Raw genomic sequence first — 14,596 nt, forward strand, 5'->3', positions numbered from 1 at the left:
TAAGAGGAAGAACTGGAACGGGAGCGTGCCTTGGTCCTCATCCGCGACGCGCAGGCGGGCGACGCCACCGCCATCGCGCGGGTGCACGTGGCGAGCTGGCAGTCCACCTACGCCGGCATGCTGCCGGCCAAATACCTGGCCGGCATGTCGCTGCGCGGCGCCGAGGCGCGCTGGCGCGGCAGCCTGCCGGACCGCGGCCCCGGCAGCGGCACCGTGGTGGCGGTGGACGGGGACGGGACGGTCGCCGGCTTCTGCAGCTTCGGCCCGCAGCGGCGCGGCATCGACGGATTCGCCGGGGAGGTCTACGCGCTCTACCTGCACGACGACGCCAAGGGGTGCGGCATGGGCCGGCTGCTGATGGCGGCGAGCGCCGAGCGCATGCTGGCCGGCGGGTTCCGCTCCGGGCTGGTGTGGTGCCTGAGCACGAATCCGACGCGCTGGTTCTACGAGCGGCTGGGCGGCGTGCGCATCGCCGACCGGCCGGGGCGCTTCGCCGGTACCGAGATCCTGGAGGTGGCGTACGGCTGGCGCGACCTCGTGCCGCTTGCAGGGCAGTCCGCCGTGGGCTGAGGGGCCAAATCCCTTGACCCAACCGCCCATTGGGCGCATCTAGCACGCTTCCACCGACAGCGTGCCCGACCCATGACCGCAGACCGCGTCCTCATCCTCGATTTCGGGTCCCAGGTGACCCAGCTCATCGCCCGCCGCGTGCGCGAGGCCGGCGTCTACTGCGAGATCCATCCCTTCACCATGGCGCCCGACAGGATCGAGGCGTTCGATCCGAAGGCGATCATCCTGTCGGGCAGCCCGGCCTCGGTGCTGGAGGTGAACGCCCCGCGCGCGCCGGACGTGGTGTTCCAGAAGGGCGTGCCGGTGCTGGGCATCTGCTACGGCCAGCAGACCATGTGCCACCAGCTGGGCGGCGCCGTCACCGGCTCCGACCACCGCGAGTTCGGCCGCGCCTTCCTGGAGATCAAGGAACCTTGCGCGCTGTTCGACGGCGTGTGGGAGATCGGATCGCGCGAGCAGGTGTGGATGAGCCACGGCGACCGCGTCACCGCGCTGCCCGAGGGCTTCCGCCCGGTGGGCGTCAGCGAGGGCGCGCCCTTCGCCGCCATCGCCGACGACCGCCGCCAGTTCTACGGCGTGCAGTTCCACCCGGAGGTGGTGCACACCCCGCACGGCGCCAGGCTGCTGTCCAACTTCGTGCACCGCGTGGCGGGCATCAAGGGCGACTGGACCATGGCCGCGTTCAAGGCGCAGGCCATCGAGAAGATCCGTGCCCAGGTCGGGTCGGCCAAGGTGATCTGCGGCCTGTCGGGCGGCGTCGATTCGTCGGTGGCGGCGGTGCTGATCCACGAGGCGATCGGCGACCAGCTGACCTGCATCTTCGTCGACACCGGCATGATGCGCGCCGGCGAGGCGGACGAGGTGGTGACGCTGTTCCGCGACCACTACAACATCCCGCTGATCCACGTGGACGCCGCCGAGCTGTTCCTCGGCAAGCTGAAGGGCGTGTCGGACCCCGAGCAGAAGCGCAAGATCATCGGCGCCACCTTCATCGACGTCTTCGACGGCGAGGCGCACAAGGTGGGCGGTGCGGCGTTCCTGGCGCAGGGCACGCTGTACCCCGACGTGATCGAGAGCGTGTCGTTCACCGGCGGCCCGTCGGTGACCATCAAGTCGCACCACAACGTCGGCGGCCTGCCCGAGCGCATGAACCTCAAGCTGGTCGAGCCGCTGCGCGAGCTGTTCAAGGACGAGGTCCGCGTGCTCGGCCGCGAGCTGGGCCTGCCCGAGGCGTTCGTCAAGCGCCACCCGTTCCCCGGCCCCGGCCTGGCGATCCGCGTCCCCGGCGAGATCACGCCGGAGAAGCTGGAGATTCTGCGCAAGGCGGACACCATCTACCTGGAGGAGATCCGCAACGCCGGCCTCTACGACGCCATCTGGCAGGCGTTCGTGGTGCTGCTGCCGGTGCGCACGGTGGGCGTGATGGGCGACGGCCGCACCTACGACCACGCCTGCGCGCTGCGCGCCGTGACCTCGACCGACGGTATGACCGCCGACTGGTATCCCTTCCCGCACGAGTTCCTGGCGCGCGTGTCCAACCGCATCGTCAACGAGGTGCGCGGCATCAACCGGGTGACCTACGACATCACGAGCAAGCCGCCCGGCACCATCGAGTGGGAGTGATTCACGCCGGTCCGAGGGTATCCGAAACCACGCCGGAATACGCCGCAACCAATTGATAAAGAAAAAACTTTCTGCCATCACCTATCGATGGCTATCGGTGGGCAGTGATCGCGTCTGACGGCCCGGCTGACGGCCCTTGCCCATATTGACGATTGCGGAAATCAAAAGTGCCGTCAGGAGCAGCACGGCTCCTGACGGCACTTTTTATGGCGTAAGCATCTGATTATACGCCGCTTTCCCCGATGAGAGCCCCCAAAAACCGCTTGACGGTACTTTTTGAGAGGTGACATGGGGTACTGACCGATGCAGCGATCAAGGCACTGAAACCCAAAGACAAAACCTATAAGGTCACCGACAGGGACGGCATGTATGTGCGCGTGGACCCGTCGGGCACGGTGTCGTTCAGGCTCGACTACCGGCTGAACGGCCGGCGCGAAACGGTCTATCTCGGCAAATACGGTCGGGACGGAATCTCACTCGCTCGGGCCCGCGAACTCTGCCTGGACGCGCGGCGAGCGGTCAGCGACGGCCGTTCACCCGCCATCGAAAAGCAACGGGAGAAGCGCCGTCTCAAGGAGGCCAAGAGCTTCGGCGAGTTCGGGGAGAAGTGGCTCACCAATGCGCCGATGGCCGACAGCACCCGGGCGATGCGTCGCTCCATTTTCGAGCGTGAGCTTCTGCCTGTGTGGCGGAACCGCCTGCTGACCGAGATCACGCCCGACGATCTTCGCGCACAATGCGGTAAGATCGTCGAACGCGGAGCCCCGGCAACGGCGATCCATGTGCGCGATATTCTGAAGCAGATCTACAGCTTCGCGATCCTCCACGGCGAGAAGGTGGACAACCCGGCCGATGACGTCGGCCCTTCCTCGATCGCCACGTTCACGCCAAAGGATCGCGCCCTTTCCCCCGCCGAAATCCGCATCATGCTCAAGCAGCTTGAGCATGTCGCAACACTGCCCACGATCCGCCTGGGCATGAAGCTCTATCTCCTGACGATGGTCCGGAAGAGCGAGTTGCAGGATGCCGTCTGGGATGAGGTCGATTTCGAGAACGCGGTCTGGACGATCCCGAAGGAGCGTATGAAGCGATCAAAGGCTCACAACGTCTACCTGTGCCGACAGACCCTCGACATCATGATCGCGCTCAAGACCTGTGCGGGCAATTCGCGATATTTGCTTCCCTCACGGTACGATGCGGACGCCCCGATGTCGCGTGCAACCTTCAACCGGATCACCTATGCCGTCGTTGAGCAGGCGAAGAACGAGGGGCTGCCGCTTGAGCCGTTCACGGTCCACGATCTGCGGCGGACGGACTCGACGCTGCTGAACGAGTTGGGCTTCAACCGCGACTGGATCGAAAAGTGCTTGGCGCATGAAGACGGACGTTCGTCGCGAGGCGTCTACAACAAGGCTGAGTATGAAGCCCAGCGCCGCCATATGATGCAGGAGTGGGCCGACATCGTGGACGCATGGGTGGAAGGGCGAAAGCACGTCCCAACGCTCTTGCCGCCCGCCATACCCCTCGTTGAACTCAGTCCCGCCCTCTGACCGGACGCGATTTGCGTTTTGTTACGTCGGGATGTCGAGCACGACGAATCGGTACAGTCCGGCGTGCCATCAACCAAGCCTCGACTTCGGCAAGATCCCAAACGATGCAGCGTGGAGAGAGAGCGAAGCGCCGGGGGAATTCGCCGCGCTGTTCCATTTCGTAGATCGTGCTGTCGGCAAGCGGCACCATCTCGCGCAGTTGGTGGCGTCTGATGGTCTTTCGGATAACCAGTTTCTCAGGTTGCCCCATGCTCAACCTCCTCACAAATTCTAAAAGTGATTGAGAGCGATAGATGCTGACACCAGAATATTCTTCAACAGGTGGTGCGGTAATATCGGGCTATAGCGTACACATAGGCCGGTTTCGCCTCGCCGCCAGGAGCGGTATAGGAGTCAATGGACGCTGCTGGAAAAACCGCAGGGGCTAAGAAACGGTAACGCAGATTCGTCCTGTGATAGACGCGACTCGCTTCAAAATCCGGTTCCGAAAGGAGTGTCGGTTCGATTCCGACCGCCTGAACCAAATACTTCAATTGCATCAAAACCGTGTCATAACGCGGTTTGTCTTTGTCCCTCTCATGATGCATTCACACGCAGGGACGCGCTTCTATCCATCCGAATCAAATCGTTCAGGCAGCCCATTGGTTGGTCAGCGCCTCGACTGAAGGCAGCGAAACGATACCAGAGGTGAGGGGTTCAGCAGCAGAATGGCTGCTCACCTCACACGCTGGAGTTGGACGGCAATCGAACCAGGGCAGTCAAAGATCGAATCATCGCCCGTCACCGTGCCGAGAATAACGATCCCAGGCTGAGGAACGCGACCGCTGCGATAGTAGATCACGAAATCATCGGATCCCCAAAGGCCGAGCGTTCCAGCGGAAAAATCACGTTGCCGCGGGGCTTCCGGCAGAGCCTCCGGCAAGTTGCCGGTCTTTTCCTGCCGCAGATGGTCCCGCATCCCGATCGTGATCGGCAGCATCCGCACCAGCGCATCCACGGCGGCGTTGTCGGCCAGCTCAGCTGTGACATTCCCCCATTCGGAGGAGATCAGGATGCGGTCTTGAGCCATGGCGTGCCCTGTCGAGAGAAGCATGAAGCCGATCACAATGCCCCACAGACGCCGCATGGGACGCTCCTTGAGCTTCGATGCCTGGAAGGACGGGATCGCCATGGTTGCTCACCCGTGTGCCGCCGAGCCGGGCGCCTGTTCCACCGCGTGGCGCAGCCAGACCATCCCGCCGTCAAGCGTCTCGCAGCCGATCAGCCGGAGCGCCTGCCCGGCGCCGGGGCGCTCGCCATCGGCACCGTCGTAATCGACGATGCTCGGCGTGCCGGCCACGCCGTCGATGGCGGGGTGGATCAGCGTGCTGAACTCATCGATCAGGCCATGCCGAAGGAAGGCGCCGTTGATCCGGCCTCCCCCTTCGAGAAGCAGCGTCCGCACGCCGAAGACGGTGGCGAGTTGGGCCATGGCACCCGGCAGGTCGTCGCCCTCCGGACCGGCGAAGAGGTAGGACACGCCGTCTTCGCGGAGTTCGGCGAGGTAGGAATCCGAAACCCGCTCCCCCAGCACCGCAACCACGTGGTCGCCGCCGATGTTGTCCCGTCCGTAATGGACGCGTCCGGCCGGATCTATGGCGATGGCAAGGCTCCGGCCTTTCTGGTCGGCGACATGGGGCTCGCGCGCCACCGCCGGGGCATCGGCGACGGCCCGCTCGTGGCCCTTGGCCATTTCGGCCATGGTCTTCCGGCCGACGATCCAGCCCTCGGCCCCGAAGCGGCCCGCCACCGCCTCGTAATGCCCGCGCAAGACGTCGGCGGACACGCCCACGGCCGCCGGCGTGAACCGGCTGGGATGAAGGCGACCGTCGATGGAGGTGACCATGTGGCAGATGATGAAAGGACGCATCGGCGAGGAATCCCCGAAGGTGAGTGGTGTGAAGGCTGGAGCAGACGCCCGCGTCATGCCTTTGCAAGCTGGTCGCGGATCGGCAGCGCGCGGATCCGCTTGCCGCTTGCCGCGAAGATGGCGTTGGTCAGGGCTGGCGCCACCGGAGGAAGGCCGGGCTCGCCGACTCCTCCGAGCGGCCGGTCGTAGCGGGACTCGATGAGGTGCGTGTGGATTGCCGCCGGCGCGGCGTCGATGCGCATCAGCTCGTAGCCGTCGAAGTTGGTCTGTTCGGTGCGGCCGTTCTTGAAGCTGATCTCGCCGACCGTTGCGAGGCCAATGCCTTGGATGACGGCCCCTTCGAGCTGCGACCGCACCCGGTCGGGGTTGATCACCGGGCCGCAGTCGAAGGCGATGTCCACACGGGGAATGGTCAGCGCTCCGTCGGCCCCCACCGCGGCCTCGACGACGACCGCGGCGTAGCTGACGAAGCTGCGATGCGCAGCGATGCCGAGGCCGTGCCCCGCGGGCAGCGTGCGTCCCCAGCCCGCTTCGCCCGCGGCCCGCTCGATCACCCGCCGCAGCCGCCCGGTGTCGAAGGGATGGAGCTTCGGGTCTTCTCCATAATTCCACACCTCCGCCCAGCGGTCGCCGTGGGCCAGCCGGTCCGGTCCGATCAGCTCCAGGAGATAGTCCTTGGGATCGCGGCCGGCCGCGGCGGCCAGCTCGGCAACGAAGCTCTGCACCGCGAAGGCGTGCGGGATGTTCGACACCGAGCGGAACCAGCCGATGCGGGTGTGGGCCGCCGCCTGGGGATTCTCGGCCCGGACGTTCGGGATCGCGAAGGGCAGATCGACCACGCCCATGCCAAGCTCGAAGGCACCCTCCTGCTTGGGGTCCGGCATGAAGAGGGAGGTGATCGACGGCGCCGCGGTGCGGTGCAGCCAGGCGACGGGCTTGCCCGCCGGGTCCAGCCCCGCCTCCAGCCGCTCGACCGACACGGTGTGGAAGAAGCTGTGCCGGATGTCGTCTTCGCGGGTGAAGACCAGCTTGACGGCCCGGCCGTCCATGGCCCGCGACAGGAGGGCCGCCTCCGTGGCGAAATCAGGCTTCGACTTCCGCCCGAAGCCGCCCCCCAGCAGCAGCGTGTGCACGGTCACCGTGTCGCGCGGGATGCCGAACCGTTTGGACAGATCGATGCGGATGGCCTCGGGCGCCTGGACGCTGCACCAGATCTCGCACGCATCGGCGGTCACGCGCGCGGTGGCGGTCGGCGGCTCCATCGGCGCCTGCGCCAAGTGGGGAAGATAGTAAGATGCCTCGACCCGCTTGGCGGCGCCGGCCAGCGCCGCGTGGGCGTCGCCCTCGTCGCGCACGACCTTGCCCGGCTTGGCCGAGGCCGCTTCCAGCGTCCTGCGGTATTCGGCCGAGTCGTAGGTGCCGTTCGGCCCGTCGTCCCACTCGATCTGAAGAAGGGAACGGCCTTTGATCGCGGCAAAGGTGTTCTCTGCGACGACGGCGATGCCGCCGAGCGGCTGGAAGGCCGAGGGGATCGAGGGCGCGTCGATCGGGACGATCTTCAGCACACCCGGAACCTTGAGGGTGGCGGCGGCGTCGAACCGCCGCACCTTGCCGCCGAGGACGGGAGGACGGGCGACGACGGCGAAGGCCATGCCCTCGACGCGGGCGTCGATGCCGTAGACCGCCTTGCCCGTCGTGATGTCGCGGTTGTCGACGAGCGCCACCTTGTCCCGCCCGATGTAGCGGAACTGCTCGGGCGCCTTGAAGCGGAGTGCCTCCCGTCCCGGAACCGCGCGGGCGGCGGCCCCCTGGGCCAGCGCCCCGAAGCCGAGGCGGCGGCCGCTCGCCGGATGCACGACCTCGTGGTTGTCTGCCCGGACGGCGTCGGTGGCGACACCCCAGCGCGCCGCCGCCTCCTGCTCCAGCATCCGGCGGGCGGCAGCGCCGATGCGGCGCAGCGGCTCGAAATGCTGGCGCATGCTGCGGGAGCCGTCGGTGTTCTGGTTGCCGAAGCGCGCCTCGTCGCCGGGAGCCTGCCGCACCGTCACGCGGGCGAGGTCGGCCTCCAACTCGTCGGCCACGACCATGGCCCAACTGGTGCGGATCCCTTGCCCCATCTCGGCGCGATGGCACAGCAGGGTGACTGCCCCGTCCCCGGCGATGGACAGGAAGAGGCGCGGGTCGTCCTTGAGCCCGCCCTCCATCGCGTCACCGCCGTATTTCTTCTCCTGGGCGGCCGCCGTCGGAACGCGGAGCGCGAGGAGGACGGTCCCGGCCGCGAAGCCCAGCAGGGCCGAGCGACGGCTGATGTTCAGAACCGGTGGCGCAGCGCCTCGACCAGCGTGATGAACGCCGGCGAGGACTGGCGGCGGCTCGGGTAGTAGAGATGGTAGCCCTCCCAATAGGGCGAGAAGGGCTGGAGGACGCGCACGAGCCGGCCGTCGGCGACGTAGGGCAGGATGATGTCTTCGGGAATGTAGCCGAGGCCGAAGCCGTCCAGGGCCGCGTCGAGCAGGTCGAAGATGTTGCTGAAGATCAGTTGGCCGTCGACGCGGACCTTGATCTCGCGCCCCTCCTCCTCGAACTCCCACACATACAGTCCGCCACCGGTCAGCAGGCGGAAGTTGATGCAACTGTGGCCGACGAGATCCTTGGGGTGGAGCGGCTCCGAACGGCCGGCGAAATAGGACGGCGCTCCGACGACCGCCATGCAGAAATCGGGACCGATCCGTGCGGAGATCATGTCCTTGGCCAGATGATACCCCATGCGCACCCCGGCGTCGTAACGCTCGGTGACGATGTCGGCCAGCCCGTTGTCGAGCACCAGTTCGACCTTGATGTCGGGGTAGCGCGGCAAGAATGTCCTCAGCTTCGGCCACAGGAGATGCTTGATCGCGTGGTCGGGCGCGTTGATGCGGATGGTGCCGGCGGGCTTGTCACGCAGCGCGCTGAGCGCGTCGATCTGGGCCTCGATCTCGTCGAAATGCGGCCCGATGCCTTCCAGCAGCCGCTCGCCGGCCTCGGTCGGGATCACGGCGCGCGTCGTGCGGGTGAGCAGGCGGATGCCGAGCCGGGCCTCGAGTTGGCGGATGGTGTGGCTCAGCGCCGATTGCGTGACGCCGATTCTGGCGGCGGCCCTGGTGAAGCTGCGTTCCCGGGCAACGGCCAGGAAGGCAACGAGATCATTGACGTTCTCGCGCGGCATTCATGAACCTCTCTCATGCAGGCACGCCGATTGTAACGATCGATCCGAGATGGATACAGCCGCCGGGCGGGGACCATGTGCTGTCGGAACGGGTGCGGAGCCGTATTGATGAGCCCCGCTCATAACCGCATGCATTTTGGAGGCGGTAGTCGCTGACGGCCGGCTCGGCTACCTCTGGCATGACGGATCCCCAGCACCGGTTCGGCGGGCGATTGCCCGCACGGCGCCATGCCGGCGACGGCCAGCGCTCTCCCCGCCGGGGGCTCCACAACACTCCCTGGGACAGTCAGCGCCGGATGGGCATGCCGTCCAGGCCCCCCTTTGCAGCGTCAAGGTAGGATGAACATGTTGGCACAAGCCTCCGAAGGCCTCGCGGCCGAAAAACGGCCAGCGGCGTGGGGCGCCGTCCTGGCGCTGTCGCTCGGCGCGTTCGCCCTGATCGCCTCCGAGTTCATGCCGGTCAGCCTGCTGACGCCGATCGCGTCGGACCTCCGGGTCACCGAGGGCCAAGCCGGGCAGGCCATCTCCGTATCCGGCGCGTTCGCCGTGCTGACCAGCCTCGTCATCGTGCCGCTGGCCGGTCGGCTCGACCGCAAGCTGTTGCTGCTGGGCCTGACCGGCCTGATGATCGTCTCGGGGACGGTCGTGGCGCTCGCCCCGGACTATGCGATGTTCATGGTCGGCCGGGCATTCATCGGCGTCGCCATCGGCGGGTTCTGGTCGATGTCGGCGGCAACGGCGATGCGGCTTGTGCCGGACCGCCACGTGCCGCGGGCCTTGGCGATCCTCAACGGCGGAAATGCCCTGGCGACGGTCGTCGCCGCCCCCATGGGAAGCTTTCTCGGCGGCCTCATCGGTTGGCGCGGGGCGTTCTTCCTCGTCGTTCCGGTGGCGGTCATCGTGTTCGTCTGGCAACTGGCCAGCCTCCCGTCGATGCGCATCCAAGCCCGCTCCGGCTTCGCAAGCGTCTTCCGGCTGCTGGGCCGCCCCGTGGTGGCCCTGGGGATCGCGGCGGTCGGCGTCTTCTTCATGGGGCAGTTCACGCTGTTCACCTACCTGCGGCCGTTCCTCGAAACGGCGGCCCAAGCCGACGTGTCCACGCTGTCGCTCATGCTTCTGCTGATGGGGGTGACCGGCGTCCTCGGCACCACCCTCATCGGAGGGGTCCTGAAGGCGGCGGGCCTTTACCGGACGCTGGTCATGATCCCGGCGCTGATGGCGGTGATCGCCTCGGCCCTCGCCGCCGCCGGTGGCGGAGGTGCCGCGACGGCGCTGCTGCTCGGCCTCTGGGGGCTGCTGGCCACGTCGGCACCGGTCGGCTGGTGGACGTGGGTGGCGCGGACGCTGCCGCAGGACGCCGAAGCGGGCGGCGGCCTCATGGTGGCGGTCGTTCAGCTCGCGATCTCGTCGGGTGCGGTCGTCGGCGGTCTTCTATTCGACACCAGCGGGTATCGGGCCACCTTCGGCGCCAGCGCGCTTCTGCTCGTCCTCGCCGCGCTGCTGACCGTCCTGGCGTCGCGCAGCGGACGTGTCCGGACGGCCTGAGCGGCAGAGCCACCGCTCCAGCACCCGTCAGGAGGGCCGGAGGGACGGTGGCAGGGACGTGGCCTCCGGCAACGCTGCCGCAAGGGCGTCGATCGCCAGCCGGACGCGCATCGGAAGGTGGGGCGTCTGCAGCCACAGAAGATGGCTGTCGAAGACATGCGACGGCAGATGGTCGAGCACCGTCACGAGCCGTCCCGCCGCCAGATCGTCCCGGACCAGCCAGCACGGCAGCCAGGCAAGGCCATGCCCGTCGAGCGTCGCGTCCCTGATCGTGCCGAGATCGTCGAAGTGCAGTCGGCTCGGCGGCATCGCCTCGGCCAGGGCGCCTCCCGGCTGTGGAAACAGCCATTGCTTGACGCGGCCCGGACGGCCGTAGAGCACCGCCCGATGCCCCGACAGTTCGTGCAGCTCCCTCGGAACGCCATGCTTTTCGAGATAGCGTGGCGCGGCGCAGACCCGCATGTGCTGGTACGCGACACGCCGCCCCGCGAGCCCCGGCCAGTTCTGCAAGGGGCCGTTGCGCACGGCGAGGTCGAAGCCGTCCTCCACCAGATCGACGAACCGGTCGCTGAAGTTGATGTCGAGTTCCAGCTTGGGATGAGCCTCGGCAAGCCGGATCAGCACCGGGGCGACGCATTGCCGGCCGAACAGCACCGGAACCGAAACGCGAAGACGCCCCGCCGCCTCGCGCCGTCCGGAGTCGAGCATCGTGCGCGCCGCCTGAACCTCGTTCAGGGCGCGCCGGCAATGTTCGAAGAACGCCTGTCCATCCTCCGTCAGGGTCAGCGACCGCGTCGTGCGGTGAAAAAGACGGACACCGAGCCGTCCCTCAAGACGCGCGATCGTCTTGCCGATTGCGGAACGCGAGAGGTTCAGCCGCGCCGCCGCCGCGGCGAAGCCGCCCGCTTCCGCTGCCGCCACGAAGACCGGCAGGTCCGGCATGATGTCGCTGTCCGGCATTGTCGCTCCACAGGCGCCAGTCAGGAGAAAATCTATCGCCACCTGGGACGGATCATCAACGCCAAACTGGGGCTTTCCACAATCCCAAACGGAGCCGATGATCATGAAGCGCTGGGAAATGGACGCGTTCGGGCGCGCAAGTCTGCGGTTGAGAGAGGTGGCGGTGCCCGAGCCGGGTCCGGGCGAGGTTCTGGTCAAGGTGGCGGCGGTCTCGTTGAACTACCGCGACAAGATGATGATCGAGAACGGCATGGGCGGGACGGTGGGTTTTCCCTTCACGCCGGCCTCGGATCTCGCCGGGACCATCGCCGCTGTCGGCGCGGGTGCGACACGCTTCCGGACGGGGGACCGCGTCATCTCGACCTTCACCCCCGGTTGGATCGATGGTAGGCCGGCCGGCAATGCCAGGGTGCTGCCCGGCCGCGCCCTCGGCGGCGCCCTTTCGGGCGTCCTGGCGGAGTATGTCGCCTTTCCCGAATCGTGGTTCGCCGCTGCACCGAAGAGCCTCGATTCCGCCGGGGCCAGCACGCTGCCCTGCGCCGGTCTCACGGCCTGGTTCGCGCTGGTCGAGCGTGGCGGCCTCAGGGCCGGCGAGAGCGTGCTGGTCCAGGGCACGGGCGGCGTCGCCCTGTTCGGCCTCCAGATCGCCAAGGCCCATGGCGCGGAGGTCTTCGTCACCTCGGGCAGTGGCGAGAAGCGGGAACGCGCCAGGGCGCTCGGTGCCGACCATGCGATCGACCGCACGGAGTGGGTCGCTGCCGTCCACCGCCTCACCGGCGACCGCGGCATCGACCATATCCTGGAGATCGTCGGCGGCGCCCATCTCGCCCGGTCGCTGGAGGCGGTGGCGGTCCATGGCCGCATCTCGGTGATCGGCGTGCTGGAAGGCTTCGAGGTTTCCGGACCGGTGCTGAACCTCCTGGTGAAATCGCCGGTCGTGCAGGGGATCAGCGTCGGACATCGCCGCGCCTTGGAGGATCTCGTCAGGGCCGTGGACGCGACGGGCCTTTCCCCGGTGATCGACCGGCGCTACGCCATGGACGCGCTGCCGGAGGCGCTCGACCATCTCGACTGCGGCCCCTTCGGCAAGATCGTCGTCGAGGTCGGCTGACGGCCCGGCGGACTCCAACTGCAGAGAAAACCGGCCACAGAGGAAACCGGCGGCGATCCCGCTGCCGGTCTCCCGATCATGGCTGGCCTTCGAGTGGCATTGATGAATGCAGTTCATAACACCATGCGGTCGATGACGTCTAATCGGGCCTGCCGACGCCCGCTACACTCACCGGATTGGTGTTCTGCCTTGGCGCCTTGAGAGCGGCACAAGGATGAAGGAGCGTTTCGATGACCGTCAAAGCCTACGGCACCTACGCCGGCGACAAGCCCCTTGAACCGATGGAGATCACGCGGCGGGCTCCCGGCCCGCACGACGTCCAGATCGAGATCGCCTATTGCGGCATCTGCCATTCGGACCTGCATCAGGCGCGCGCGGAATGGGCCGGCACGCAGTGGCCCTGCGTGCCCGGCCACGAGATCGTCGGGCGCGTCTCGGCGGTCGGCGCGCATGTGGCAGGCTTCCGCGCGGGCGATCTCGTCGGCGTCGGCTGCATCGTTGACAGTTGCCGGCACTGCGAGGATTGCGGGGACGGGCTGGAGAACTACTGCGACGGCATGGTCGGCACCTACAATTTCCCGACCCCCGACGCGCCCGGCCACACGCTGGGCGGCTATTCGCAGCGGATCGTGGTGCACGAGCGCTACGTGCTGCGGATCAGGCACCCGGAGGAGCAACTCGCCGCGGTGGCGCCGCTGCTGTGCGCCGGCATCACCACCTATTCGCCGCTGAAGCATTGGAAGGCCGGTCCGGGCAAGACGGTCGGCGTGGTCGGCATCGGCGGTCTCGGCCATATGGGCATCAAGATCGCCCACGCGATGGGCGCGCATGTCATCGCCTTCACCACCTCGGAATCCAAGCGCGCGGACGCCAAGGCACTGGGCGCCGACGATGTCGTGGTGTCGCGCAACCCCGACGAGATGGCGGCGCACGCCAAGAGCTTCGACCTGATCGTCAACACGGTGGCCGCCCCGCACGATCTCGACGCCTTCACAACGCTGTTGAAGCGGGACGGGACGATGGTGCTGGTGGGTGCGCCGGCCTCGCCGCATCCCTCGCCCGAGGTGTTCACCCTGATCACCAAGCGCCGCTCAATCGCCGGCTCGATGATCGGCGGCATCCCGGAGACCCAGGAGATGCTCGACTTCTGCGCCGAGCACGGCATCGTCTCCGACATCGAGACGATCCGCGCCGAGCAGATCAACGGGGCCTACGAGCGCATGCTGAAGGGCGACGTGAAGTACCGCTTCGTGATCGACACCGCCTCCCTGGCCTTCTGACGGCACGGGCGGCCCGGTCACCCGTGCGCCGGGCGAGGGCTCATTGATGAGCCGTCTCGATAAGGGCTATCGCCCGGCGCCCTCTCATAAAGCCGCCCCCTCCGTGCAATCTGACAGCGGCCGCGGAAGGCGCGCCTGCGCTTCCGCACGTTGGAACCGTGACCGAACGGAGATCAAACATGAAAGCGCTCGCCGCGACGCTTGCGTCGCTCACGTTGTTCGCCTCGTCCTTGGCCCATGCGGGGCAGGCGTCGTCCTCACCGGCTTTCAGGTCCGTGACGCTCGACGATGTGCGGTCAGTATCCCCGGCACTGGAAAGGTTCGCGCAAGGCACCATCCAGGGGGATCTGTGGAAGCGTCCCGGCCTCTCCCCGCGCGACCGCAGCATCGTCACGGTGGCGGCACTCATCGCGCGCAACCAGACGGTCGAGATGCCGCGTCACGTCACCCTGGCGCTCGACAACGGCGTCAAGCCCGGTGAGCTGTCCGAGATCGTCACCCACCTCGCCTTCTATTCCGGCTGGGCGAACGCCATGGCGGCGGTGGCGGTCACCAAGGACGTGTTCGCCCAGCGCCGCATCGCCGCCGACCAGCTTCCGCCGGCCACGCCCACGCCGCTTCCCCTCGACGAGACCACCGAGGCGCGCCGCGCCACGGGCGTGGCGCAGAATTTCGGCGCGGTGGCGCCGGGCATGGTGCAGTACACGACCGACGTGCTGTTCCGCGACCTCTGGCTGCGTCCGGATCTGGCGCCGCGCGACCGCAGCCTGGTCACCGTCAGCGCCCTGGTCGCCTCGGGGCAGGTCGCGCAGATCCCCTACCACCTCAACCGGGCGATGGACA

The 14,596-nt window shown here is 67.3% G+C and carries 13 protein-coding genes; 7 read left to right on the top strand and 6 right to left on the bottom strand.

Translation table 11 applies throughout. The features are described 5' to 3' along the window. The first annotated feature begins 30 nt into the window (after positions 1–30). The 3 genes from TSO221_RS31380 (at position 31) to TSO221_RS31390 (ending at position 3,743) form a co-directional block, all read left to right on the top strand. Positions 31–570 (top strand): GNAT family N-acetyltransferase, encoded by a 540-nt coding sequence (locus tag TSO221_RS31380; RefSeq protein WP_247878354.1) that lies wholly within the window; start codon positions 31–33, stop codon positions 568–570. 72 nt (positions 571–642) lie between these two features. Further along, entirely contained in the window at positions 643–2,193 is a 1,551-nt protein-coding gene (guaA, locus tag TSO221_RS31385; RefSeq protein ID WP_109122420.1) for a glutamine-hydrolyzing GMP synthase, read from the top strand. Between the two features lie 296 nt (positions 2,194–2,489). Continuing rightward, positions 2,490–3,743, top strand: coding sequence for a site-specific integrase (locus tag TSO221_RS31390; RefSeq protein WP_109122421.1), 1,254 nt, complete (start codon positions 2,490–2,492; stop codon positions 3,741–3,743). Here the strand turns inward: TSO221_RS31390 and TSO221_RS31395 are convergent. The 5 genes from TSO221_RS31395 to TSO221_RS31415 all read right to left on the bottom strand — a co-directional run bounded on the left by TSO221_RS31395 (position 3,727) and on the right by TSO221_RS31415 (position 8,857). Beyond that, on the bottom strand, positions 3,727–3,993 hold the full coding sequence (locus TSO221_RS31395) for an AlpA family phage regulatory protein (protein ID WP_109122422.1): 267 nt from the start codon (positions 3,991–3,993) through the stop codon (positions 3,727–3,729). The two genes, TSO221_RS31390 and TSO221_RS31395, sit on opposite strands and share 17 nt — an antisense overlap. Positions 3,994–4,458: 465 nt before the next feature. Beyond that, entirely contained in the window at positions 4,459–4,914 is a 456-nt protein-coding gene (locus TSO221_RS31400) for a cyclophilin-like fold protein (RefSeq protein ID WP_199229712.1), read from the bottom strand. 6 nt (positions 4,915–4,920) lie between these two features. After that, on the bottom strand, positions 4,921–5,652 hold the full coding sequence (locus tag TSO221_RS31405; protein ID WP_109122423.1) for a RibD family protein: 732 nt from the start codon (positions 5,650–5,652) through the stop codon (positions 4,921–4,923). A gap of 53 nt (positions 5,653–5,705) precedes the next feature. Then, a complete protein-coding gene (locus TSO221_RS31410; RefSeq protein WP_247878355.1) occupies positions 5,706–7,856 on the bottom strand; it encodes a molybdopterin cofactor-binding domain-containing protein in 2,151 nt (716 codons plus the stop codon). A gap of 107 nt (positions 7,857–7,963) precedes the next feature. Continuing rightward, positions 7,964–8,857 (bottom strand): LysR family transcriptional regulator, encoded by an 894-nt coding sequence (locus tag TSO221_RS31415; RefSeq protein WP_109122425.1) that lies wholly within the window; start codon positions 8,855–8,857, stop codon positions 7,964–7,966. Between the two features lie 345 nt (positions 8,858–9,202). On the opposite strand from TSO221_RS31415, the gene TSO221_RS31420 reads away from it, so the two are divergent. Further along, the gene (locus tag TSO221_RS31420; protein ID WP_109122426.1) at positions 9,203–10,402 is read left to right on the top strand and encodes an MFS transporter; all 1,200 of its coding nucleotides are present in this window, start codon (positions 9,203–9,205) and stop codon (positions 10,400–10,402) included. A gap of 27 nt (positions 10,403–10,429) precedes the next feature. Here the strand turns inward: TSO221_RS31420 and TSO221_RS31425 are convergent, their stop codons facing one another. Further along, positions 10,430–11,362, bottom strand: coding sequence for a LysR substrate-binding domain-containing protein (locus tag TSO221_RS31425; RefSeq protein ID WP_109122427.1), 933 nt, complete (start codon positions 11,360–11,362; stop codon positions 10,430–10,432). A gap of 103 nt (positions 11,363–11,465) precedes the next feature. Here TSO221_RS31425 and TSO221_RS31430 point away from each other — a divergent pair, with 103 nt between their 5' ends. The 3 genes from TSO221_RS31430 to TSO221_RS31440 all read left to right on the top strand — a co-directional run. After that, positions 11,466–12,473: an NAD(P)-dependent alcohol dehydrogenase gene (locus TSO221_RS31430; protein ID WP_109122432.1), complete on the top strand. Its 1,008-nt coding sequence runs from the start codon at positions 11,466–11,468 to the stop codon at positions 12,471–12,473. A gap of 281 nt (positions 12,474–12,754) precedes the next feature. Next, the gene (locus TSO221_RS31435; protein WP_282187855.1) at positions 12,755–13,753 is read left to right on the top strand and encodes an NAD(P)-dependent alcohol dehydrogenase; all 999 of its coding nucleotides are present in this window, start codon (positions 12,755–12,757) and stop codon (positions 13,751–13,753) included. Positions 13,754–14,028: 275 nt separating this feature from the next. Then, on the top strand, positions 14,029–14,596 hold a 568-nt coding region (locus tag TSO221_RS31440), incomplete at its 3' end, for a carboxymuconolactone decarboxylase family protein (RefSeq protein WP_247878356.1).

The sequence above is a fragment of the Azospirillum sp. TSO22-1 genome, from assembly GCF_003116015.1.
In the GTDB taxonomy this organism is placed as follows: Bacteria; Pseudomonadota; Alphaproteobacteria; order Azospirillales; family Azospirillaceae; genus Azospirillum.

Coding starts and splice junctions, on each gene's coding strand:
- TSO221_RS31415 (WP_109122425.1), bottom strand. CDS start 8,857: ATGCCGCGCGAGAACGTCAATGATCTCGTTGCCTTCCTGGCCGTTGCC.
- TSO221_RS31395 (WP_109122422.1), bottom strand. CDS start 3,993: ATGGGGCAACCTGAGAAACTGGTTATCCGAAAGACCATCAGACGCCAC.
- TSO221_RS31410 (WP_247878355.1), bottom strand. CDS start 7,856: ATGGAGGGCGGGCTCAAGGACGACCCGCGCCTCTTCCTGTCCATCGCC.
- TSO221_RS31400 (WP_199229712.1), bottom strand. CDS start 4,914: ATGGCGATCCCGTCCTTCCAGGCATCGAAGCTCAAGGAGCGTCCCATG.
- TSO221_RS31405 (WP_109122423.1), bottom strand. CDS start 5,652: ATGCGTCCTTTCATCATCTGCCACATGGTCACCTCCATCGACGGTCGC.
- TSO221_RS31420 (WP_109122426.1), top strand. CDS start 9,203: ATGTTGGCACAAGCCTCCGAAGGCCTCGCGGCCGAAAAACGGCCAGCG.
- guaA (WP_109122420.1), top strand. CDS start 643: ATGACCGCAGACCGCGTCCTCATCCTCGATTTCGGGTCCCAGGTGACC.
- TSO221_RS31435 (WP_282187855.1), top strand. CDS start 12,755: ATGGAGATCACGCGGCGGGCTCCCGGCCCGCACGACGTCCAGATCGAG.
- TSO221_RS31430 (WP_109122432.1), top strand. CDS start 11,466: ATGAAGCGCTGGGAAATGGACGCGTTCGGGCGCGCAAGTCTGCGGTTG.
- TSO221_RS31425 (WP_109122427.1), bottom strand. CDS start 11,362: ATGCCGGACAGCGACATCATGCCGGACCTGCCGGTCTTCGTGGCGGCA.